The following is a 23,405-nucleotide window of genomic DNA, read 5'->3' as shown; positions in this document are numbered from 1 at the left end:
AGGAGGCCCTTTGTTGAGCAAACTAGACCAAACCCGAATGCCCATCCGGCAGGCGCTGCTGGATTTTGAGGCGGAACGAGTGGTTCCTTTTGATGTACCCGGGCATAAGCACGGGCGCGGAAACCCCGAACTGACCCAGTTTTTGGGCGAGCGCTGCATGCAGCTTGACGTCAACTCCATGAAGCCGCTGGACAATCTGTGCCACCCGGTTTCCGTGATCCGTGAGGCGGAGGAGCTGGCCGCGGACGCATTCGGAGCGGCGCACGCTTTTTTTATGGTGAACGGCACCACCTCTGCCGTGCAGGCGATGGTGCTTTCTGCCTGCAAGCACGGGGATGAGATCATCCTGCCGCGCAACGTGCACCGCAGCGTGATCAACGCGCTGATTCTGTGCGGTGCGACGCCCGTCTATGTCAATCCCGAAACCGACCACCAGCTCGGTATTTCGCTCGGGATGCGCCTTTCCGCCGTGGAGCAGGCAATCCGCGAGCATCCGAAGGCGCGGGCGGTTCTCGTAAACAACCCCACCTATTACGGCATCTGCTCGAACCTGAAAGCCATCACCGAGCTGGCCCACCGGAACGGCATGCTGGTGCTGGCGGACGAGGCGCACGGCACACACCTGTATTTTGGCGAAGACCTGCCCCTGTGCGCCATGAAGGCCGGGGCGGACATGGCCTCGGTGAGCATGCACAAATCCGGCGGCTCGCTGACCCAAAGCTCGTTTCTGCTGGTAAACGGCGGCGTGAGCGCGGGGTACGTACGGCAGATCATCAACCTGACCCAGACGACCAGCGGCTCTTATCTGCTGCTGTCGAGCCTCGATATTTCCCGGAAAAAGCTTGCCACCGAGGGCAAAGAGATTTTTCGCCGGGTGGTGGAAATGGCCGAGTACGCGCGCGGCGAGATCAACCAGATCGGCGATTACTATGCCTATTCCCGCGAGCTGATCAACGGCGACACCGTGTACGACTTCGACACCACAAAGCTTTCCGTCAACACGCTGGAGCTGGGTTTGGCCGGAATCGAGGTTTATGACATTCTTCGCGATGAATACGATATTCAGGTAGAATTCGGTGACCTTGGCAATATATTGGCGTATCTGTCCGTCGGCGACCGCCACCGCGATCTGGAGCGGCTTGTCGGCGCGCTCGCGGAGATCCGCCGCAACTACAAGCGCGACAAAACGGGCATGCTGCGCATGGAGTACATCTCCCCCATCGTAGCGGTTGCGCCGCAAAAGGCTTTTTACGCCGAAAAGGAGGCTTTGCCCCTTGCGCAGAGCCCCGGGCGCATCTGCAGTGAATTTGTCATGTGCTATCCGCCGGGAATCCCGATCCTTGCCCCGGGCGAGCTGATCACCGGCGAGATACTGGAATATATTGAGTACGCCAAGGAAAAGGGCTGCTTTTTGACCGGCCCGGAGGATTTGAATCTGGAACGGCTCAACGTAATCAAGGAGGAATAAGCGGTGGATTTATGGTTTACTGAAAAACACGCGCCCGGCGTTAAGCTTTCCATCCGGGTGGACCGGCAGCTGTACAGCGGGCAGAGCGAGTTTCAGCGCATCGATGTGTTTGAATCCGAAGAATTCGGCCGCTTTTTAACGCTCGACGGCTACATGATGCTGACAGAGCGCGATGAGTTTATTTATCATGAAATGATCGTCCATGTCCCCATGGTGGTGCACCCCAAGGTGCGGCGCGTGCTGGTGATCGGCGGCGGCGACGGCGGCGCGGTGCGCGAGCTGATCCGCTACCCCGAGATCGAGCGGATCGACTTAGTTGAGATCGACGAACAGGTAGTCACGGTCTGCCGTGAGCACCTGCCGTTTACGGCCTGCGGCTTTGACGACCCGAGAGTGAAGCTCTATTTTCAGGACGGGCTGAAATTTGTGCGCCGTCAGAGCGAGGAATACGACCTGATTCTGGTCGATTCCACCGACCCGTTCGGCCCCGGCGAGGGCCTGTTTACCCGGGAATTTTACGGCAACTGCTACAAGGCGCTCAAAGAGGACGGCATCATGGTCAACCAGCACGAAAGCCCGTTCTACGCGGTGGACGCGCTGGCCATGCAGCGGGCGCACAAACGGATTGTGAAATCCTTCCCCATCAGCCGCGTGTATCAGGCGCATATTCCCACGTACCCCTCCGGCCACTGGCTGTTCGGGTTCGCGTCGAAGGAATATCACCCGCTGAAAGATATGGATACCAAGCGCTGGAAGGAACGCGGCATTCCGACCCGATACTATAACACCAAGCTGCACAGGGGCGCGTTCGCCCTGCCAAACTATGTGGAGGAGCTCCTGAAAAATGTCGAACACATTGACTAAAAACATTGAAACCTTTCTGGGCTGCGACAGCGAATACGAATCCGCAAGGGCCGTGCTGTTCGGCGCGCCGTTTGATTCCACCACGTCGTTCCGCCCCGGCACACGCTTTGCAAGCCGCGCCATGCGGGGCGACTCGTTCGGGCTGGAAACGTACAGCCCCTATCAGGACAAGGATTTAACGGATATTTCCGTATTTGACGGCGGCGATCTGGAGCTCTGCTTCGGCGACACGCAGAAAGCCCTTGCGCAGATCGAAGAATTTGCCGCGGGCATATTGGAGGACGGCAAGCTTCCCGTGATGATCGGCGGCGAGCATCTGGTGACGCTGGGCGCGGTTCGGGCCGCGGTGAAGAAGCATCCCGACCTGCACATTCTGCATTTTGACGCGCACGCCGACCTGCGCGAGGAATACCTGGGCGCGGCCCTCTCCCACGCGACGGTGCTGCACCGCTGCTGGGACTTGGTCGGGGACGGCAAAATCTTTCAGTTCGGCATTCGCTCCGGCGACCGGAGCGAATTTTTGTGGGGACGGCAGCATGTATCCACCCACAAATTCAATTTTGAGGGGCTGGAAAAAACCATTTCTTCCCTTGAGAGCAAGCCGGTCTACGTCACGATCGATCTGGATGTTCTCGACCCGTCGGTATTCCCCGGCACGGGTACACCGGAGCCGGGCGGCGTCACCTTTTTGCAGCTGCTGCACGCGGTGCTGGCGCTGAAAGGGCTGCATGTCGTGGGCTGCGACGTAAACGAGCTTTCCCCCGTTTACGACCAGAGCGGCGTTTCCACCGCGGTGGCCTGCAAAATCCTGCGGGAGCTGCTTTTAGCGGTTGTTCCCTCTCCCGACCGAAAAGAAAAGGGCAAATAAGAGTCAACGACCGTAAGATTGGGCATTAAAGTATATGGAGAAGCAATACAGGCCGCGGGGAATTGCACCAGAGCGGTGAATCCCCGCAAGGGAACAACACAGGAGGTATCATATTATGGGAAAAGCACTGATCATCGGCTGCGGCGGCGTTGCGAGCGTTGCCATTCACAAATGCTGCCAAAACAGCGACGTTTTTGAGGAAATCTGCATCGCGAGCCGTACCAAAAGCAAATGCGACGCGCTCAAGGAAAAACTCTCCGGCGGGAAAACCGTCATTCACACCGCGCAGGTCAACGCCGACAACGTGGACGAGCTGATTGCGCTGATCGAACAATTCAAGCCCGATGTGGTACTGAACCTGGCCCTGCCGTATCAGGATCTGACCATTATGGACGCTTGCCTTGCGACCAAGACCAATTATGTGGATACCGCGAACTACGAGCCGCTTGACACCGCAAAATTTGAATACAAATGGCAGTGGGATTACAAGGAGCGCTTCGAGAAGGCGGGCATTACCGCGCTGCTCGGCAGCGGCTTTGACCCCGGCGTGACCGGCGTATTCTCTGCCTACGCGCAGAAGCACCAGTTCGACGAGATCAACTACATCGACATTCTCGACGCAAACGCGGGCGACCACGGCTATCCCTTTGCCACCAACTTCAACCCCGAAATCAACATCCGCGAAGTGAGTGCCAAGGGCAGCTACTGGGAAAACGGCAAATGGGTCGAAACCGAGCCCATGGAGATCAAGCGCGTGTACAACTTCCCCGAAATCGGCGAAAAGGATATGTACCTGCTGCACCATGAGGAGCTGGAATCCCTCGCGCTCAACATCAAGGGCATCCGCCGCATCCGCTTCTTCATGACGTTCGGTCAGAGCTACCTGACCCACCTGAAATGCCTGGAGAACGTGGGCATGACCTCGATTGTGCCGATCGAATTCGAGGGCAAGCAGATTGTGCCGCTGCAGTTTTTGAAGGCCGTTCTGCCCGACCCGGCCTCGCTCGGCCCGCGCACCAAGGGCAAGACGAATATCGGCTGCATCTTTCAGGGCAAGAAGGACGGCAAAGAGAAAACCTATTACCTTTATAATGTATGCGACCATCAGGAGTGCTACCGCGAGGTAGGCTCGCAGGCCATTTCGTACACCACAGGCGTTCCGGCCATGATCGGCGCGGCTCTGCTGATGACCGGCGTGTGGAACAAGCCCGGCGTGCACAACATTGAGGAGTTCGATCCCGATCCGTTTATGGACGCGCTGAACAAATGGGGCCTGCCGTGGCAGGAGAGCTTTGCCCCCGAGCTGGTTGACTGAGTATGGAACGAACGGAGCTTTATTTACAGGCGCCCTCCCCCTGCTTTGTGGTGGACGAGGCCCTGCTGATTCAAAATCTGGAGCTGCTTTCCTCGGTGCAGGAGCGCACCGGCTGCAGGATTCTGCTGGCACAGAAGGCCTTTTCCATGTTTTCGCTGTACCCGCTGATCGGGAAGTATCTGAGCGGGGCAACCGCCAGCGGATTGTATGAAGCACGGCTGGGCTTTGAGGAAATGGGAAAGGAAAACCATGTGTTTTCCCCCGCGTACCGCGACGAAGAATTTGACGAGATCACCCGCCTGTGCGGCCACATTGTATTCAACTCGTTTTCTCAGTGGCAAAAGTACAAAGACCGCGCGCTGGCTGCCGGATGCGAATGCGGCATCCGCATCAACCCGGAATGCTCCACGCAGGATCACGCGATCTACGACCCCTGCTCCCCCGGCTCGCGGCTGGGGGTAACCGCCGCGAATTTTCGGTCGGAGCTGCTCGGCGGCATTTCGGGCCTGCATTTTCACACGCTGTGCGAGCAGGACGCCGACGCGCTGGAGCGGACACTGGATGCTGTGGAAGAAAAGTTCGGGGCTTATCTCCCCCGGATGAAATGGCTCAATTTCGGCGGCGGGCACCACATTACCCGTCCGGACTACAATGTGGAGAAGCTGATTTCCCTGATCAATCGCACACAGCAGCGCTACGGCGTGCAGGTGTATCTGGAGCCGGGCGAGGCCGTCGCGCTGAACGCGGGCTTTCTCGTCTGCACCGTGCTGGAGATCGTGGAAAACGGGATCACCAACGCGATTCTCGATACCTCTGCCGCGTGCCACATGCCGGACGTGCTGGAAATGCCCTACCGCCCGCCCCTGCTGGGCGCGGGACTGCTGGAGGAAAAGCCGTACTGTTACCGGCTGGGCGGGCCGACCTGCCTTGCGGGCGACATCATTGGGGATTACTCCTTCGATCAGCCGCTTGCCCCCGGCGACCGGCTGATTTTCGGTGACATGGCCCATTATTCGATGGTGAAAACCAACACATTCAACGGCATGGCTCTGCCCTCGATCGCGATTCTTGACCAAAGCGGCAGGCTGCGGGTGCAGAAAACCTTTGGGTATGAGGATTTTAAAGGGCGGCTGTCGTAAGCCGCAAAAACCCCGGCATAAGGGACGATACCGCAGCAAGCAGACAATGACAAACACCGCCTGCCGCATTTGATGGACAATACTCTAAAAAAAGAGACCTCCTGTTGTAGAATAGAGCTACGACAGGAGGCCATTTTATATCCAGAAAGATACAAAAACAGAAGGACTGAACCAAGAGGTATTCCGGCGAGAGGAAGCAGGAGAGAGCAACCGCTAACTCCGAATGAAAGTGAACCGCTGCAAAATTTTCTGTCCGAAGCTGGAAGAAAGTGAAGTTAAAATATCGCGTGATTGAACGGTTTCGCGGTAAATAACTGCATTGAGGCCATGTGCCGTTCCCATGAGGTTTCCCGCAGTGGCTTCTATGGGAAATTTCTTTGGTACTCCCAAGACGGAAGGTCTATATCGTATGAAATTCATCTGCCGTGCAGAAGTCGAACAAGTAGCGGTTTGAATCCAAGTCATTCTGCGACAGGGCTTTCTCATCGAGGATCTGTCCGCTTGTGACAGAGGTTTTGCGTAATTCGGATTATTCCGGAATCACTTGTTCGGCGATTTCCGCAGGGGCGGCTTCTTTCGGTACAGCCGCCGGCACGGCGGCGGCCTTCTGGCGCTTCCAGCCGGGAATGAACGTGATCATCGAGCCGATCAGAATCAGCGCGATACCGGCAATCTTTGTGGAAGTGAGCGGCTCCTGAAGAATCAGAAAAGCCAGAACCGGCGCGAGAGCCGGTTTGATAAAAAATACGAGCGAGGCAGTGATCGCCGAGGTTTCTTCCATGGCCATAAAGTAAAACGCGAAGCCAAGGCCGGTAACGCCGACGCCGATGTACAGCAGGCTGGGCAGCAGGTCAGCAGTGATGCCGGTGAAAATGGGCGTATTGGCGAACACACCCAATCCGATATCGGTTAAGAAGCCGCCGAACCATGCCGTTTTCGTCAGCAGAACGAGGACGAGCAGCTCCGCCGCGCCGAAGATGAAGCTGAAGCAGGTGGTGACGACGCTGCCATAACGGGCGCCGTGCTTTTTGCCCATCACACTGTACAGCGCAAAGGTGATCGCCGCCAGAACCGAAAGAACGGTTCCCGTTGCGGAGCCCTTGGCATGGAAGGGATCGATCGTCACCAGCATACCGGCAAGGCTGACGAGGATAGAAACGATCGAATATTTATAAACCTTTTCTTTCAGAACCAGCGCGGCCAGTATCATGACAAACACAGGGTTGCAGCTGAACAAAATCGCAACGATCGACGCATCCGAATAAAGAACAGCCATCTGGTATACAACCATGCTGATGACGACACAGCAAAAGCCGGTAAGGGCTAAATACAGCAAATCCTTAGAGCTCAGTCGGCAATTTTTCTTCTTTAGATGCCGGAGTGCAAACGGCAGCAGCACCAGCGCGCCGATGGAAAAACGCAGCACGGTAATTTGCAGCGGATGGAACCCGCCCGCCGTAATTTTCAGCATGATCTCCATGGTACTGAAAAAAATGGTCGTAATCAGAATGTACAAATATCCCTTTTTCATATAAAACCTCTCCAACCCCTTATCGTATGTTTTCAGTATATTTTCTGCCGGATGCTTTTGTTTCGCAGCCCAAAACGCAGGGCACCGCTGTATCCCCGGCAAATCAGTGCGCCTGTTCGCGCCGTGTGCAAATGCGCAGACGCAAAGCGGCATTGAGAGTTTGCTCGGTCTGCGCAAGGCGGCCGTCTTGCGGCCATTTTTCCCTGTAAAAATCCGCTTCAACCAGTGTAACCCAGCCGCTCCGGAATGTCTATCCCTTCCAGGTGTTTTTCTGCGGTCAAAATTTCCCGTCCCGGCAAAGATCAATCATCTCCGTCATGGCGTCGGTCAGATATTTCCCTTTATGATAAACTGCCTTGAACCATCTGCGGAACCGCATGTGGCCGACGTCGATCATAAAGAGCTTGCCCGCAGCACATTCTTCTTGTACCGCAAGGCGCGAAATCACGGAAACCCCCAGCCCCTCCTGCACGGCCAGCTTAATGGTATCCACGTTGTTGCAGACCCAGCCCTCCCGCCAGGCGAGTGATTTTGCCGCCATTTCATCCTCAAAGGTCTTACGGGTTCCGCTGCCCTTTTCGCGAACGATAAAGGTTTCCCGCTCCAGTTCCTCGGGGGCAATCTGTTTGCGCCCGGCAAAACGGTGCCGCGCGCCGCAGATCAGCACCAGCTCATCGCTGAGAAAAGGAAGCGTCACGAGATCGGAGGATACCGTATCCCCCTCCACAAGCGCCAGATCCAGCTGGCCGCCCAGCAGCATCGCTTCCATATTCGCCGTGTTGTCCTCCACCACGAACACCTCCGTGCCCGGCCGGTTCTGCTGAAAGCGCGACACCAGCTTCGGCAGCACGTAGGCTCCGATGGTTACGCTCGCGCCCACCCGGATGGAGCCGTCCTTTTGCAGAGCTTTCATATTGTCTTCCGCTTCGAGGTTCATCCGCACGATCTGATTCGCGTAGCGCATCAGCTTTTTTCCGGCGGTGGTCAGGTAAAGCTTGCGGGACATCCGCTCGAACAGGCGCACGCCGTAATGCTTCTCCATCTCCGCGATCGCCTGGCTGACTGCCGATTGAGAGAGAAACAGATTTTCCGCTGCCGCCGTCATATTCATACAGTCGCAGACTGCCAAAAAAATTTTATAATGCCGCAAAGTCATACGGTTTGTTCTCCCTCACTTTCATTGCATTCACTCTTATCCATAAGAGAATGGAAGCAAATCTGATTAGATGATACTATTTTACTTATGGAAAATCAAGCAAATACGCCCGATTTCTTTCTTTACCCGTTGATTGTGCGAAATAAAGAATGGAAAAGGGTTGGAAATTCCCGGCAACTTCGCTATAATAACCTCACGCTGCGTAAAAGGCGAAGCATTTGGCGGCTGAGGGAGCATTGGAGCGCCGGGGATCTGTTTTTCATTCTCCGGGCAGTCTTCATAAAGAAACCCCCTCTGAGTTTGTACTATCTAAAATACAATTCGATTGGTGGGGGAATTGGCTTTGGCGGAACGAATCGCGCTGTCTTTGTTTTTATTGGGGCTCGTTGCCTGTATTCTAGGAGGATTTCAAATTCTGTACGCGCTGGCCTTTGGTCTGGTCTGCTTTGTCGTCTACGGTCTTTTGAAAAAACATACGCCTCGTCAGATGATCGTCATGATGCTGGACGGTATCCGCGGTGCAAAGAACATTCTGATTATCTTTTTATTGATCGGCATACTGACCTCTGTGTGGCGGTCGTCGGGAACCATTCCATATTTGATTTACCATGCCGTTCAGATGCTGAATCCCGGCTTTTTTGTGCTGTACACATTCCTTTTGTGCTGCATGATGTCTTTTTTGATGGGAACCTCGTTCGGAACGGCGGCCACCATGGGCGTTGTGTGTATGATGATCTCACGCTCACTGGGAATCGACCCGGTTTTTGCGGGCGGCGCGATTCTGGCGGGCTCTTATTTCGGCGACCGCTGCTCGCCGATGTCCTCCAGCGCGCTGCTGGTCAGTGAGCTGACCGATACCAACATCTACGATAATATAAGGCGGATGCTGAAAACGGCGGCCGTCCCGTTTGCCCTTTCGTGTTTGTTGTACCTGATGGCGCGGGGGGCCTCTCCCCAAACCGGCGCCGTGGCGTCTTTAGACCTGTTCCGCGAGCATTTTAACCTCCCCTTTGTCGTGGCGCTGCCCGCGCTGCTGATCATCCTCCTGTCGCTGTTCCGTGTGCCGGTAAAGCGAACCATGCTGCTGAGCATCCTCGCCGCGGGCGTAATCTGCCTTACCGTACAGAAAATTCCTCTGGCTCAGCTGCTCCCCAGCCTGCTGCTGGGCTATGAGTCGCCGAATGCCGAGCTCGCGGCTTTACTGAACGGCGGCGGGATTCTTTCCATGGCAAGGGTGGCCGGGATCATCCTGATCTCCACCTCCTACTTCGGCATATTCAAGCAGACGCAGCTTTTGACGGAGGTTCACAGGCTCGTGGAGGCCTCCGCCTCCAAAATCACGCCGTTCGGCTCGGTGCTGTTTACCTCTGTGGTGATGAGTGCGATCAGCTGCAATCAAACGCTGGCCACGATGCTGACCTTTCAGATGTGCGATTCCATTTTGCCGGACCGAAAAAAGCTGGCGATTGCGCTGGAAGATACCGTGATTGTGGTTGCGCCGCTGATTCCCTGGAGCATTGCGGGCGGTATGCCCTTAACGACAGTCGGCGCGCCGACCGCGAGCATCTGGTTCGCTTTTTATCTGTTTCTGCTCCCCGTTTTCAGCTTCGGAGCGGAGCTGCTCCTGAACGGGAAGAACAAACGGGCAACGGCAGAGAAAGGCATGAAGCCCTCGCACAATCCGGAAGAGAACAAATAAATCCACTGTACATAGGCAAGCGCAAAAGAACACCGGGAATGGCCGAAACCATCCCCGGTGCCCTTTTATGTTATGATAGGAAATCCTGTTTGCAGAAAGATACGGCTTAAGCCCGAACCCGACGGCGCAGCCGGAAGCCAGCCTTGGTGAACATTTCAAAATCCTCTTCCACCGTATTGCCGGAGGTGGTGAGCATGTTCCCCGTAATCGAAGCGTTCGCACCGGCGTGCAGCGCCAGCCGGCCGCAGTCCGTCATGGAATTGCGTCCGCCGGCCAAACGGATGTTGGCCGTGGGGTTGATAAACCGAAACAGCGCAATCGTGCGCAGAATTTCGGGCTCGGGCAGCAGGGGCTGATCCTGCATGGGCGTACCCGGAATCGCCATCAGCACGTTGACGGGGATCGATTCCACGCCCAGATCGCGCAGCTCGAAAGCCATATCCAGACGATCGCTCATTTCTTCGCCCATCCCGATAATGCCGCCGCTGCAAATCTCGAGCCCCGCTTTTTGCGCCGCCCGGATGGTTGCGATTTTATCGTCGTACGTATGGGTGGTACAAACCTGCGGGAAAAACCTGCGGGAGGTTTCAAGGTTATTGTGAATGCGGGTAATGCCGGCCTCTTTCAGGCGCAGAAACTGCCCGTAATTGATCAGACCGTGAGAAGCGCACAGCTGAATATCGGACTGCTCATGGATTTTGGCGTAGGCGCGGCACAAAACGTCCACCTCCGCGTCGGATACCCGCACCCCGGCGGTAACGACTGAAAAACGATCCACTCCTGCCTCGGCGGTTTGCAGGCCCTCCTCCACAATGCGGTCTGCCGTGAGGAGCGGATATTCCTCAACCCCCGTTTTATGCCCGCGCGCCTGTGCGCAATACTTACAGTTTTCGGTACACAAACCGCTTTTTCCGTTTAAAATCGAACAGGTATCCAGTGTGTTGCCGTTCAGCTTTTCGCGGATTTCATTCGCGGCTTCACACAATTCCTCCAGCGGTGCCTTCAGCAATTCTTCTGCCCCGGGGCGGTCAATCTTCCCGCCGGACAGGATTTTTTCCTTCCAAATCTGCACGATACTCATTTCGTGACATCCTCCTAATCAATTGCCATTCACTGTTCTTGACGGCCATACAACATAAAAGCAACATACTCGCCTGTCTCCGGCAAAGAGAAACCGGTCAGTTGGGTTTGATGCTGCGTTGATTCAGTTGTTGGACGATTCGGCAGGCCCGCTGAAAAACATGTCTGCCTTATTGTAGCAGGCTCGCTGCGCATTGTCAACCTATAAAAATATATTTAGTTTACAATTATCTCTAAAAGCGGACATAAAAGCGGCTGAGACGAAAGAGGTTCAAAAAAACAGAGCTCCCAGCCTGATTGGCCGGGAGCTCTGAAAAACAGGATGGGTGGAAATCATCCCTCCAAAACTTTTTGAAGAACCTGATCGAATGACTGCGCCCCAAAGGTGGCCTGCTCGTTGCCGTTGACGATCAGAGCAGGAACGCTCATGATGTGATATTTCTCCCGAATATCCGGGAACAACGCCACATCCATCATTTCTGCCGTCACGTTTCCGCCGCTCGCAATCGCAATGGAATGGGCCGCCGCGACAACATCGGGGCAATACGGGCAAGCAAGCGTCACGCCCACCTTCAGCGTCGTGTTCGGGGGAAGCTGCCGGATTTTCTCAATCTGCTCCGCAGTCAGCTTATCCTCCGCAGCCAAATGGAGAATCCCCAGGACGAACGAATTGATTTCGTGTCCGCCGGGAATCCCGCTGAACTTCACCCCGCTGAAACGGCCGTTCTCATCCAGAAAAGCGGCGACGGGGTAGCGTTCGATTCCAAGCGACTGCTCCAGCCCGGGGTCCTCTCCCTTTTGCAGCACGCGCAGGTGAATCAGATCGCTCAGCGGCTCTATTTCGCGGAGGAAGCCCTCCAGCTCCAGAGACTTCTGATTCGACGGATCGACTACCGTGACGATCGTCATTTCTCTTTTCAGGCGCTGGAATACCTGTGCCAGCTGCTCCTTCAGCTCGCCGTCCAAATACGCTCCATCGGAAGCGGAGGCAGAGTTCTCCGCTTTTTCCGGCTTTTGTTCCGGCTCCGGCTCCGCCGTTGCCGCGTCCTCCTCAAACATCGGAAGACCCAGGCGTTCCTTTTCCCCGGTGATATACTTTTCGGCCGAAGTGGCCGCCACCGCGCCGTCGGCCACCGCGGTAACGATCTGGCGGAGCAGCTTCGGGCGCAGGTCGCCGGCGGCAAAAACGCCCGGCACATTGGTGCGCATGGCGTCGTCGGTGAGAATATACCCGTCCTCGTCCATTTCCACCTCACCGCGGAACAGCTCGGTCGCAGGGTCGTACCCCACAAAGACGAACACGCCGAATGTTCCCTTTTCCCCGGCGTCATACACGCTGGTTTCCCCGGTCAGCTTATCCTTGAAATACGCCCGGCGCGGCAGGCTGTCGCCCTCTACCTTTTCAAGCAGGGTGTTATACTTTACAGTGATCTTCGGATGCGCGATCGCTTTTTCCGCCACTGTTCTCGCACAGCTGAAATCTTTGCCGCGGATGACGATCGTGACCGATTTGGCAAAACGGGTCAGGTAAATCGCCTCCTCCGCCGCGGCATAACCGCCCCCGACCACGAAAATATCGAGCCCGCTGAAAAATTCGCCGTCGCAGGTGGCGCAGTAGGCGACGCCGTGCCCGCTGTAAAGGTCCTCCCCTTCAAAGCCGCCGCGGCGGGGCGACGCCCCGGTCGCGATGATCACCGCGCGGCTTTGGTACGTTCCGGAGGAGGAATAGAGCTTCTTGATCTCCCCGGATAATTCCACCCGCTCAATCTCTGCCGTTTCAATCTTTACGCCAAAATCCCGGACGTGATTCTTCATTTCTTCGACAAGCTCCGGGCCGCCTGTTCTGCGGATGCCAGGGTAGTTCACAACCTCTGCGGTATTCCCCACCTGGCCGCCCGGATTGCTTTTCTCGAGAATCAGCGTTTTGAGCTTTGCACGCCCCGCATAAACACCGGCAGCCAGCCCCGCACTGCCGGCCCCGATAATAATCAGATCATAAATCGGATTCATATTGTCAGACTCCTCTTTAAAAATGGCCGCCGCCATTCCGGCAGCGGCCTGTTGATTCACATTGTACAAAAGATTTTACTCTCTTCCCTGTTTGGGGAGGGAAGAAAATCGCCGTTTTTCTTCCGTTCGCTTTTAGAAGGCAATCGGATTTTCTTTTCTTACAGCTTACCAACCAGATTCAGGCTGGGAGAAAGAGTCTCCTCGCCGGGCTTCCACTTGGCGGGGCAAACCTGGTCGCCGTGTTTATCGACAAACTGAGCGGCCTGCACCTTGCGCAGAACCTCCTCTGCATTTCGGCCGATTCCCAGATCATTCACCTCGTAGGCGACAATCTTGCCCTGAGGATTTGCGATAAAGGTGCCGCGCAGCGCCAGACCGCCGGATTCCACATAAATCCCCAGCTCTTTCGAGAGCGCCCCGGCCCGGTCGGCCAGCATGGGATACTGAATTTTCTTGATGGTTTCGGAGGCATCCGCCCAGGCCTTATGGACATACTGGCTATCGGTCGATACGGAATACACCTCTACGCCGATCTTCTTAAAATCGCTGTAATGATCCGCCAGATCGCCGAGCTCTGTCGGGCAAACGAAGGAAAAATCCGCCGGGTAGAAAAACAGGATGCTCCACTGGCCATTCAAATCCTCGCGGGAGACCTCCTTGAATTCACCCTGATGATACGCCTGCAGTTTGAAATCCGGGAGTTCACGTCCAATTAAGTTTGTCATATCAATTTACCTCCTGTACCTTCATGAATTTTGAAACTGCTTTCGCAGTTATTCTTTACTAACACCTAGTATACAGGAAGTTTGTCTGAATTTCAATAGATTTTTAAGAATAATTATTATTTTTAAAAATATTTTTTCAATCACGCCAAAAATTCGGCAGAGGCCTCCAAAAACATTTCCACATCGCGCTCTGTGTGAGCACCGGAGAGAAAAACAGGCTCGAACTGAGACGGCATCATAAAAATACCGTTTTGCAGCATGTGCGAAAAATAGCGGGCAAACTGCCCTTGATCTCCGCGTTTGGCATCCCTGTCATGTTTCACCGGGCCGGGCGTGAAGAGCAGGCTGCTGATGGAGCCGACTCCACCGACCGTGCATTCGGGGAACAGCTCGCGCAGGCCCGCCCGCAGCGCTTCTCCCTCTCTCGCCAGTTTTTCATATAACAGCGGCTGGTTGAGCACCGAACTCAGCTGCGCAAAGCCCGCCGCCATCGCCACCGGATTTCCGTTGCAGGCGTCCGCCTGGTACACAGGCCCCACGGGGGCCAGCTGCTCCATGATCGCCCTGCTCCCGCCAAGGGCGCCCGCCGGCAGCCCCGCCCCGAGGATCTCTCCGAAGATAGTCATATCCGGCTTTACTCCATAGTATTCCTGTGCGCCGCCAAGAGCCAGCCGAAATCCCGTAACCGTCTCATCAAAAATCAGAATGGTACCGCTCTGGCCGCAAAGCCTTCGCAGGCCCTGTAAAAACTCCGGTTCCGGTTCGATGACTCCCATGTGGGCCGCCAGCGGCTCTATGATTACCGCTGCAACCTGCCCCTTGTTTTCTTCCAACAGGCGTTCGACACTGCTCAGGTCATTGTATTGCGCCTCAAGCACATCCTGACCGCCGCCGCAGAGCAAAGAAACGCCGGAGGGATCCCCCTCCGCCGTGTCAAAGCCGCCGTGGCGGCACCCGGCAAACCGGATCAGGCGCTTTCTGCCCGTCGCGCTGCGCGCCGCACAAACCGCGCTCAAAACCGCTTCGGTAACGGAGCTGACCATGCGCACCATCTGGACGGACGGAACCAGCTGAACGATCAGCTTCGCCAGCTTCAGCTCGGCTTCTGCACAGGCCTCGTAATTCAGGCCGTTCTGAACGGCCTCGAGCACAGCTTTTTTCACCAGGGGCGGGTTGTGACCCAGCAGCGCGGCGCCCCCGGAGCACACAAAATCAATATAAACGTGACCGTCCACATCGTAAACACGGGATTCATCCGCACGGCGGATAAAGCGGAGGGGCTGCCCCATTCCCGCAAAGGAACGCAGCGGGTTGTTCACCCCGCCTGGAATATACTGGGCCGCTTCCTCAAACAACTGCTCAGAACGTGTCATAAATTGATTTCTCCCTTCGGTTGATCCCCGATGAATATTCAGATTTCACAGCCGGTGCAAGCACCTTTCTCAGGTAAACTGCAGTCATTTGCGCCTGCTTGTCACCCATGTTCATACCATTGCTTCACTTCCCTCGCCAGGCGTTCCCCGAGCTTTCGCGCCTCAGAGAGCGGGCCGGTCAGCTGCCGCTTGCAGCTTCGCTCACCGTCGCTGTAAAAGACGGTCAGCTGCATTTCATTGTCCTGTATTTGCGCGAACGCGGCGACCGGATTATTGCAGATATCCTCAAACGATTCAATAAACGTACGCTCCGCCTTCGCACAGCACCGGCTGAAAAAATCATCCACGCCCGAAAGGCAATCGTGAACCTCGTTTTCTCTGGTCATAACGGCCAGAATCCCCTGCCCCGCCAGCGGAACGATCTCCTGCTCCGAAAAAACACGGCTGCTGCGGCCGCGGATTCCCAAACGGGCCAGCGCATCACAGGACAGAATCAGAGCAGAATAATCCCCGCAGTCCAACCGTTTGAGCCTGCTCTGAATATCCCCGCGGATCGGGGCGATGTCAAAACGGGGATACAGCACCCCCTCCTGCATGCGGCGATGCGCGCCCGAAGCGCCGATCGGCCTTTCCATATCCGGGTGCTCCGCCCCGCGCGGCAGAACCAGAGTGTCCTTTGCGTCCGACCGCGCGGAATACGCCGCGATTGAAATCCCCGGCGGCAGCTGCGGTGGCAGCTTCCCCAGGTCGCACACGGCCAGATCGATGCTTCCGTCCAGCAGCGCCCGATCCAGTTCCCCAGCGAATGTCCCGTTGTGCGCCGTTTCCTCCGTCAGCTCCAGCACCTGCTCCTCTGCCGCCGCAACAGTTACCATATCCAGCTGGCAGGAAGAATCCGCTCTTTTTATTTTTTGCATGATCCGTTTTGCGTGGATCACCGCAAGCGCGTTATCACGGCAGCCAATCCGTAATCTTTCCATCTGCAACCTCCGATCATTGCAGTTTTATTCCTGTCTGTCCGCACGGCATGTGTATTGCCCCGCGGCAGGAAGAATCCATCTTTTAAAATGATGTGGGGTTTCTGTTTTATGTAAGAACAAAAAGGGGAAAAACACCCGCCGGGGCTCCGGCCCGCGAGCTTGTGATAAAAGATATGCCGCCCATTTCGCCCTTTGAAATCCATCCTCTTTTCAATTGCTTCTGCCGGCCGTTAAAGAAGCACCGAACTCCAATATATGGTATGGATCATCTTGTTCCTGATTTTACCGGATACCATGCGAAAAGTCAAGCAGAGCAAAGCTCCCTCGGGCTTATCGCGTTCTTTTACAGAAATTTTTCTTGACTTTTTACGGCAATTGGAATACCATAACATTAAATTTTTTTAATTAAATATTTTTAACTATTTCGGAATTTTCGGAGAAGAGGTTACCATCGTGATTTTTGAAAAAATCAGAGATTGCATCATGAGCAGAACCAACCTCAGCGAAAGTGTTGTGACCATGCAGGCCAGTTTGAGAGACGACCTTGGTCTGGATTCGTTCGACCTTGCGGAGCTGGGAATAGAATTGGAGGACGTCTTTGCCGTTACAATACCCGACGAGGATTTGATTGCCTTTCATACCGTAAGCGATATTGTTACATTTATGAAAAACAGCACAAAATAAAATACACAGGGTTGATTTTGTTTTTACCGAAAGAAAGGAACAGGCCATGAATCAACATTCCCCACATCCCAAAATGACTTTATTCTCGATGCTTCGCCTGCCTACCCAAAAGGCCCGCAAGGAATCGAGCGAAAAAGAAATTCCGGGCTACACCACCTGCCCGGGCTGCAAAAAAGAAATTCTGCGGGCGCACTTGTCGGACCGGCAGATGGTCTGCCCCCAGTGCGGGCATCATTTCCCGATTTCCGCGCGGGAGCGCCTGAATATGCTGGCGGATGCGGGAAGCCTGCAGCTTCTCAATCTGCCCGCCTGCCCGGAAAACCCGCTGGATTTTCCCGGGTACCCCGAAAAGCTGGAGGAAAACCGGCAGAAAACAGGGATGCCTGAGGCCGCTTTGTTCGCCTCTTTAAAGATTTACGGCCAGCCCGCCGTTGTGGTGGTGCTGGACAGTCGCTTTTTCATGGGCAGCATGGGCGTTCAGGTAGGCGAAATCGTCACCAGCGCCGTGGAATACGCTTTGGAACAACAGCTTCCCCTGATCATTTTCAGCGCCAGCGGCGGCGCGAGAATGCAGGAGGGAATCCTCTCTTTGATGCAGATGGCAAAAACCAGCGCCGCGCTGGCCCGTTTTGCAAAGGAGGGCGGCCTGTATCTCTCTTACCTGACGCACCCGACCACCGGGGGAGTCAGCGCCAGCTTTGCGGGCCTTGGCGACATCACGCTCGCGGAGCCCGGCGCGCTGATCGGCTTTGCCGGCCCCCGCGTCATTGAGCAGACCATTCGCCAGAAGCTGCCCGAGGGCTTTCAGCGCGCGGAATTTCAGGAGGAGCACGGCTTTGTGGACCGCATTGTGCCGCGCGGCGAAATGAAGTCCACTTTGGGCTTTCTGCTGCTCATTCATCAAAAAGGAGGGATGCCCGCATGATCAAAGAGACGGAGCTCCAGCTCGATCAGCTGGATCAGGAGCTTGCCGCCCTGCGGGAAAAGTCCAAGGTTCCCCAGCTGCGCATCTGGCAGCTGGAGGGAGAACGCAGAAAGCTGCTTGAGGCCTACCCCGAGCTTACCCCGGCCGACAAGGTCTATCTGGCCCGCCGGCCGAAGCGCCCCGGTGTGCGCGACTACACCGCGGCGTTGTTTCAGGATTTTTTTGAGCTGCGGGGTGACCGCCTGAATAAAGACGACAAGAGCATTCTGGGCGGCGTGGCATTTTACCACGGGATTCCCGTAACGGTAATCGGCCACTGCAAGGGAAAAAATCTGGAGGAAAACCTGTACTATAATTTCGGGATGCCCGGCCCCGAGGGATACCGCAAGGCCCTGCGCCTGATGAAGCAGGCGGAAAAATTCGGGCGGCCCATTATTACCTTTATCGATACGCCCGGCGCGTTCCCGGGTTTGGAAGCGGAAACGAACGGCCAAAGCGAAGCGATTGCGCGCAATCTGGCCGAGATGAGCCAGCTTTCGGTTCCTGTGATCGCCGTGGTTACCGGAGAAGGCGGCAGCGGCGGCGCTCTGGCGCTTGGCGTTGCAAACCGCCTGCTGATGCTGGAAAACTCCGTGTATTCCGTTTTGTCGCCGGAGGGCTTCGCCTCCATTTTGTGGAAGGATTCCTCCCGCAGCGCCGAAGCCAGCGCCATGATGAAACTGACCGCTCAGGATCTGCTCCGTTTCGGCATAGCGGATGAAATTGTGCCGGAGCCGCGCGGCGGCGCACACCGAACCCCCAACGCGGTTTACACCGCGCTGGACGAAGCCCTGCTGCGCAACCTCAAGGAGCTGCTGCCGCTCAGCGGGGAGCGGCTGGCCACTCAGCGATACGATAAATTCAGAAAAATAGGCACGTCTAAGGAGGCCATATGAGCGGAATTCACATTTTGGGAACCGGACGCTGCATTCCGGAGAAAATCGTCACAAACGACGACATCAGCAAGCTGACAGATACCAACGACGAATGGATCTCCACCCGCACCGGAATCCGTCAAAGACATTTCGTGCAGGGCGAGAGCAACGCGGATCTGGCGACCGCCGCCGCGCGGAAGGCGATGGAGCGCGCGGGGGCGAAGCCGGAGGAAATCGGCGCCTGCGTGGTAGCCACCTTTACGCCCGACCACATGTCCCCCGCCGTTGCCACACAGGTGCAGCACCGTCTTTCCCTGCCGGAGGACTGCCCCTCCTTCGATATCAGTGTGGGCTGCACAGGCTTTCTGTACGGTCTTAGTGTTGTTCGGGGGCTTTTGCTGCAAAGCGGATATTCCCGCGCGCTGCTGATCGGCAGCGAGGTTATCTCTAAGGTGCTGGATTTTGGCGACCGAAGCACCTGCGTTCTGTTTGGTGACGGCGCGGGCGCGGCGGTCATCGAGCTTTCGGACGACTACGCCTTTACCAGCGTGCTGGGCTGCCGCGGCGACGATACGCTGCTGGGCTGCACCAACGAATCGGGCGCCGAGCGCCACCGCATTTTCATGAACGGCAGCGAGGTGTTCCGCTTTGCGGTGGAAACAGTGCCCCGCAGCATCGAGGAATCACTGCAGAAGGCACAGCTTTCCGCAGATCAAATCGACTATTTTGTATGCCATCAGGCAAATCAGCGCATCATTTCCAGTGCAATCCGCAAAACACATCTTCCCGAAGAAAAGTTCTACATCAACGTACACAATTACGGCAACACTTCCGCCGCAAGCATCCCGATCGCTCTGGACGAAATGGCGGAGCAGGGCATGCTCGCGCCCGGAACACGCACGCTTTGTGTCGGGTTTGGAGCAGGGCTCACCTGGGGCAGCGCGATTTTGGAATGGTAAGAAGGAGGAATCAATATGAGACTGAACAACTGGCTCGGAATTGAATTTCCGTTTATACAGGGCGGTATGGCCAACATCGCCACCGGCGAATTTGCCGCAGCGGTTTCAAACGCGGGCGGTCTTGGCCTGATCGGGGCCGGCGGAATGAATCTGGATTCCTTTCGCGAAAACATCCGGGTCTGCAAGGAGAAAACCGATAAGCCCTTCGGCGTGAACATCATGCTGATGCACCCGCAGGCAAAAGAGATGGCGGAGCTGGCGGCGGAGGAGAAAATCCCCGTCGTGACAACCGGCGCGGGCAACCCCAGCGCCTATATCTCCATGTGGAAAAACGCGGGCGCAAAGGTCATCCCGGTCGTGCCCGGCGTGGCTCTGGCCAAGCGGGTAGCGGAATACGGCGCCGATGCCGTGATTGCGGAGGGAACCGAAAGCGGCGGGCATGTCGGCGAGCTGACTACCATGGCGCTGGTGCCGCAGGTGGCGGACGCGGTAAACCTGCCCGTGATCGCCGCGGGCGGCATTGCCAGCGGACGGCAGCTTTTGGCCGCGTTCGCGCTCGGAGCCATCGGCGCACAGCTTGGCACCTGCCTGCTCGTCAGCGATGAATGCCCCATTCACGCCAATTACAAGGCGGCGATCCTCAAGGCCAAGGACAACAGCACAACCGTTACCGGCCGCTCGGCGGGCGTACCGGTTCGCCTGCTCAAAAACAAAATGGTTCGCGAATACCTGAAAAAGGAAGCCGCAGGAGCCGATAAAATGGAGCTGGAGCACTACACGCTCGGTTCCCTGCGCCGCGCCGTGTTTGACGGCGACGTGGACAACGGCTCACTGATGGCGGGCCAGGTAGCGGGGCAGCTGCGTGAAATCAAGCCCCTGCGCCAAATTTTCGAGGAGCTTTACCAGGGATATCTCGATACTCTGACAAAGCTGGAACAGGAGCGCTGATATGGTTCTGGTCAAGGAACGGCCTTTGCTGCTACCGATCATTCAGGGCGGCATGGGAATCGGCGTTTCCCTCGGGAATCTGGCGGGCCATGTGGCAAAGCACGGCGCGATGGGCGTGATCAGCGCGGCCAACCCCGGCTTTGCGGCGCCGGATTTCTGGAAAAACGCCATGCGGTGCAATATCGCCGCTTTAAAAGAACAGATTCAGAAAGCGAAGCGGATCGCGCAGGGCAACGGGTGGGTCGCCATCAACGCGATGGTCGCCACCACCCATTATGAAGAGACCATTCAGGCCACCGTGGAGGCGGGCGCGGACGCGGTGATTTCCGGAGCCGGTCTCCCCTCCGATCTTCCCGCCTATGTAAAGGGAAGCCAAACAGCGATCGCCCCCATCGTTTCGAGCGGAAGAGCGGCGCACACCATCTGCCGCCTGTGGGACAAACGGCATCGGGTCTGCCCCGATTTCATCGTGATCGAAGGGCCAATGGCCGGAGGGCACCTCGGCTTTCATGCGGAAGAGCTGGAGAACGGCACCGCCCAGACCCCCGAGCAGATTCTGCCGGAGGTACTGGCGGCAATCAAACCGTATGAAGAGAAATACCAAAGGCGCATTCCGGTGTTCGTGGCCGGGGGCGTTTATACCGCGGAGGATATTGCCCGGTTTTTAAAGCTGGGCGCAGCGGGCGTGCAAATCGGCACCCGCTTTATCGCCACGGAGGAATGCGACGCTTCAGAGCGCTACAAAGAGCTTCTGGTCGCCGCCAAAAAAGAGGACATCTGCCTCATCAAAAGCCCGGTGGGAATGCCTGGCCGCGCGCTGAATTCGCCGCTGATTCAGCGCCTGCGCAGGGAGCTGCGCATTCCCGTGCAGAAGTGCTGCGACTGCCTGCACCCGTGCAGCCCCGCGACGACGCCGTACTGCATTACCAAAGCGCTGTCGGAGGCCGTGCGCGGCAACTGGGAGGAAGGGTTATTCTTCTGCGGAAGCAATGCCTGGCGACTGGATCGCATCCTGCCGGTGCAGAAGCTGCTGGAGGAACTGAAACAGGGATGGAGGGATTCTCAATGAAATTGGCTTTTTTATATGCGGGACAAGGAAACCAGCACGTTGGAATGGGCATGGACCTGTACGAGCAGTACCCGGAGTTCCGGCGCTTCTACGATACCGGCGCCGCCGGATTTGATCTGAAGGCCCTGATTCAGAACGGGCCCGAGGAGGAGCTGAGCCAGACGCGCAACACCCAGCCGTGCATGGTGGCCTTTTGCTCCGGCATCACCGCTCTTTTGGAGCGGGAGGGCATTGTGCCTGAAATGGCTGCCGGGCTGAGCCTTGGGGAATACTCCGCTCTGACGGCCGCCGGGGTGTTTGACCCCGACACCGCGATCGCCCTCACGGCATTCCGCGGTAAGGCGATGGAAACCGCCGTGGGCGATCTGCCCTGTGCCATGGCCGCGATTCTGAATCTGAACCGCGGCGACCTGCAAAAGGTCTGCGAGGAGGCCTCCGCGCTGGGTGTGGTGGAAATCGCAAACTACAACTGCCCCGGCCAGCTGGTCATTGCCGGTGAAAAGGCCGCCGTGGAAAAGGCGGGCGAGCTGGCGCTCGCAGCCGGGGCCCGGCGCTGCATTCCGCTTCACCTTCCCGGCCCGTTCCACAGCTCGCTGATGCACCCCGCCGGGGATGCGCTGGCCAATTATTTTAAAACCATTTCTTTTGGAGATATGAAATTCCCCGTGATCTTCAACACCACCGCAAAGCCCTTGCAGCCGGGAGAAAGCATCCCCGCTCTGCTGGAGCGCCAGGTGCAGAGCAGCGTGTATTTTGAGGATTCCATCCGCTATTTGGAGCAGGCCGGAATCGATACCGCAGTGGAAATTGGCCCGGGCAAGGTTCTTGCCGGGTTTGTGCGCAAAACCACCAAAAGCATCAAAACGTACTCCGTAGAAGACGCCCAAAGCCTGCGCGCTGCAATCGAAGCGCTGAAAGGAGCCGCACAATGAACCAGACTGTCAGAACCGCCATCGTTACCGGTGGCAGCCGCGGCATTGGCCGCGCCATTTGCAAGCGATTCGCCGCAGAAGGAAAAAACCTTGTGATCAACTATGCGGGCAATCTTCAGGCCGCGGAAGAAACCGCCGCCGAATGCCACGCGCTTGGCGCACAGGTCGTTCTGGTGCAGGCGGACGTATCCTCCGCCGCAGGCTGCGAAGAGCTCTTCGCGAAGGCGCAGGAGGCCTTTCAAACCGTGGATATTCTCGTCAACAATGCCGGCATCACCCGCGACGGGCTGATTCTGCGCATGAGCGAGGACAATTTTGACGAAGTGATCAACACCAATCTCAAGGGCGCGTTTCTGTGCATGAAGCTCGCCTCGCGCATTATGATGAAGCAGCGCTGGGGACGGATCATCAACATGAGCAGCGTGGCCGGCGTGCGCGGAAACGCCGGGCAGGTCAACTATTCCGCCAGCAAGGCCGGGCTGATCGGCATCACCAAGTCGCTGGCCAAAGAGCTGGCCGGGCGCAGCGTGACGGTAAACGCCGTCGCTCCCGGCATGATCGAAACCGACATGACCGGCGTACTGCCGGACGCGGTAAAGGAACAGCTTTTGCAGGGCATTCCCATGGCACGCGCCGGGAAGCCCGAGGAAATCGCCGCGGCCGTTGCCTTTTTTGCCGGCGAAGAAGCCGGGTACATCACCGGCCAGGTGCTTTGCGTAGATGGCGGAATGGCCGTTTAACCACCCTTTCAAACACAATCACCGCC

Annotated in this window: 21 protein-coding genes; 14 read left to right on the top strand and 7 right to left on the bottom strand. The window is 56.7% G+C overall.

The window, feature by feature from the left end:
• Positions 1–37 precede the first annotated feature (37 nt).
• The 5 genes from G340_RS0109310 (at position 38) to nspC (ending at position 5,654) form a co-directional block, all read left to right on the top strand.
• Positions 38–1,468 carry an aminotransferase class I/II-fold pyridoxal phosphate-dependent enzyme gene (locus tag G340_RS0109310; protein WP_020073382.1) on the top strand — a complete coding sequence of 477 codons (1,431 nt, stop codon included), beginning with the start codon at positions 38–40 and terminating at the stop codon, positions 1,466–1,468.
• A 3-nt stretch (positions 1,469–1,471) separates the two neighbouring features.
• Positions 1,472–2,332: a polyamine aminopropyltransferase gene (speE, locus tag G340_RS0109305; RefSeq protein WP_020073381.1), complete on the top strand. Its 861-nt coding sequence runs from the start codon at positions 1,472–1,474 to the stop codon at positions 2,330–2,332.
• Entirely contained in the window at positions 2,313–3,200 is an 888-nt protein-coding gene (speB, locus tag G340_RS0109300) for an agmatinase (protein ID WP_020073380.1), read from the top strand. The genes speE and speB overlap by 20 nt, the downstream gene beginning before the upstream one ends.
• A gap of 115 nt (positions 3,201–3,315) precedes the next feature.
• Positions 3,316–4,515, top strand: a complete 1,200-nt coding sequence (locus G340_RS0109295; protein WP_020073379.1) for a saccharopine dehydrogenase family protein — start codon at positions 3,316–3,318, stop codon at positions 4,513–4,515.
• Positions 4,516–4,517: 2 nt separating this feature from the next.
• Positions 4,518–5,654 carry a carboxynorspermidine decarboxylase gene (nspC, locus tag G340_RS0109290; RefSeq protein ID WP_020073378.1) on the top strand — a complete coding sequence of 379 codons (1,137 nt, stop codon included), beginning with the start codon at positions 4,518–4,520 and terminating at the stop codon, positions 5,652–5,654.
• Positions 5,655–6,183: 529 nt separating this feature from the next.
• On the opposite strand, the gene G340_RS16670 is transcribed toward nspC, so the two are convergent.
• Complete coding sequence (locus tag G340_RS16670; protein WP_020073377.1) at positions 6,184–7,185, bottom strand: DMT family transporter; 1,002 nt, start codon at positions 7,183–7,185, stop codon at positions 6,184–6,186.
• 277 nt (positions 7,186–7,462) lie between these two features.
• Positions 7,463–8,341, bottom strand: coding sequence for a LysR family transcriptional regulator (locus G340_RS0109280; RefSeq protein ID WP_020073376.1), 879 nt, complete (start codon positions 8,339–8,341; stop codon positions 7,463–7,465).
• Between the two features lie 343 nt (positions 8,342–8,684).
• On the opposite strand from G340_RS0109280, the gene G340_RS0109275 reads away from it, so the two are divergent.
• Positions 8,685–10,040 (top strand): Na+/H+ antiporter NhaC family protein, encoded by a 1,356-nt coding sequence (locus G340_RS0109275; RefSeq protein WP_020073375.1) that lies wholly within the window; start codon positions 8,685–8,687, stop codon positions 10,038–10,040.
• Positions 10,041–10,146: 106 nt separating this feature from the next.
• Here G340_RS0109275 and bioB read toward each other — a convergent pair whose 3' ends face one another.
• The 5 genes from bioB to hemC all read right to left on the bottom strand — a co-directional run bounded on the left by bioB (position 10,147) and on the right by hemC (position 16,208).
• On the bottom strand, positions 10,147–11,121 hold the full coding sequence (gene bioB / locus G340_RS0109270; RefSeq protein WP_020073374.1) for a biotin synthase BioB: 975 nt from the start codon (positions 11,119–11,121) through the stop codon (positions 10,147–10,149).
• A 332-nt stretch (positions 11,122–11,453) separates the two neighbouring features.
• Complete coding sequence (locus G340_RS0109265; protein WP_027103943.1) at positions 11,454–13,130, bottom strand: FAD-dependent oxidoreductase; 1,677 nt, start codon at positions 13,128–13,130, stop codon at positions 11,454–11,456.
• Between the two features lie 158 nt (positions 13,131–13,288).
• Complete coding sequence (gene ahpC, locus G340_RS0109260) at positions 13,289–13,855, bottom strand: alkyl hydroperoxide reductase subunit C (RefSeq protein ID WP_020073372.1); 567 nt, start codon at positions 13,853–13,855, stop codon at positions 13,289–13,291.
• A 140-nt stretch (positions 13,856–13,995) separates the two neighbouring features.
• Positions 13,996–15,228: an aspartate aminotransferase family protein gene (locus tag G340_RS0109255; RefSeq protein ID WP_020073371.1), complete on the bottom strand. Its 1,233-nt coding sequence runs from the start codon at positions 15,226–15,228 to the stop codon at positions 13,996–13,998.
• Positions 15,229–15,329: 101 nt separating this feature from the next.
• Positions 15,330–16,208 carry a hydroxymethylbilane synthase gene (gene hemC / locus G340_RS0109250; protein ID WP_020073370.1) on the bottom strand — a complete coding sequence of 293 codons (879 nt, stop codon included), beginning with the start codon at positions 16,206–16,208 and terminating at the stop codon, positions 15,330–15,332.
• A 453-nt stretch (positions 16,209–16,661) separates the two neighbouring features.
• Here hemC and G340_RS0109240 point away from each other — a divergent pair, with 453 nt between their 5' ends.
• The 8 genes from G340_RS0109240 to fabG all read left to right on the top strand — a co-directional run bounded on the left by G340_RS0109240 (position 16,662) and on the right by fabG (position 23,379).
• The gene (locus G340_RS0109240) at positions 16,662–16,892 is read left to right on the top strand and encodes an acyl carrier protein (protein WP_020073368.1); all 231 of its coding nucleotides are present in this window, start codon (positions 16,662–16,664) and stop codon (positions 16,890–16,892) included.
• 73 nt (positions 16,893–16,965) lie between these two features.
• Positions 16,966–17,817: an acetyl-CoA carboxylase, carboxyltransferase subunit beta gene (gene accD / locus G340_RS0109235; RefSeq protein ID WP_020073367.1), complete on the top strand. Its 852-nt coding sequence runs from the start codon at positions 16,966–16,968 to the stop codon at positions 17,815–17,817.
• Entirely contained in the window at positions 17,814–18,752 is a 939-nt protein-coding gene (locus tag G340_RS0109230; protein WP_020073366.1) for an acetyl-CoA carboxylase carboxyltransferase subunit alpha, read from the top strand. Before accD ends, G340_RS0109230 begins: the two co-directional genes overlap by 4 nt.
• Positions 18,749–19,690: a beta-ketoacyl-ACP synthase III gene (locus G340_RS0109225; RefSeq protein ID WP_020073365.1), complete on the top strand. Its 942-nt coding sequence runs from the start codon at positions 18,749–18,751 to the stop codon at positions 19,688–19,690. The genes G340_RS0109230 and G340_RS0109225 overlap by 4 nt, the downstream gene beginning before the upstream one ends.
• Positions 19,691–19,705: 15 nt before the next feature.
• Positions 19,706–20,638: a nitronate monooxygenase gene (locus G340_RS0109220; protein WP_020073364.1), complete on the top strand. Its 933-nt coding sequence runs from the start codon at positions 19,706–19,708 to the stop codon at positions 20,636–20,638.
• A gap of 1 nt (position 20,639) precedes the next feature.
• On the top strand, positions 20,640–21,707 hold the full coding sequence (locus G340_RS0109215) for an NAD(P)H-dependent flavin oxidoreductase (protein ID WP_020073363.1): 1,068 nt from the start codon (positions 20,640–20,642) through the stop codon (positions 21,705–21,707).
• Positions 21,704–22,639: an ACP S-malonyltransferase gene (gene fabD / locus G340_RS0109210; RefSeq protein WP_020073362.1), complete on the top strand. Its 936-nt coding sequence runs from the start codon at positions 21,704–21,706 to the stop codon at positions 22,637–22,639. The genes G340_RS0109215 and fabD overlap by 4 nt, the downstream gene beginning before the upstream one ends.
• On the top strand, positions 22,636–23,379 hold the full coding sequence (fabG, locus tag G340_RS0109205) for a 3-oxoacyl-[acyl-carrier-protein] reductase (protein WP_020073361.1): 744 nt from the start codon (positions 22,636–22,638) through the stop codon (positions 23,377–23,379). Before fabD ends, fabG begins: the two co-directional genes overlap by 4 nt.
• Positions 23,380–23,405: the final 26 nt, after the last annotated feature.

The organism is Faecalispora sporosphaeroides DSM 1294, from assembly GCA_000383295.1.
Classification (GTDB): Bacteria; Bacillota; Clostridia; order Oscillospirales; family Acutalibacteraceae; genus Faecalispora; species Faecalispora sporosphaeroides.
Note: the sequence above shows the minus strand (reverse complement) of the source record. Positions and strands in the feature narration are given on the sequence as shown.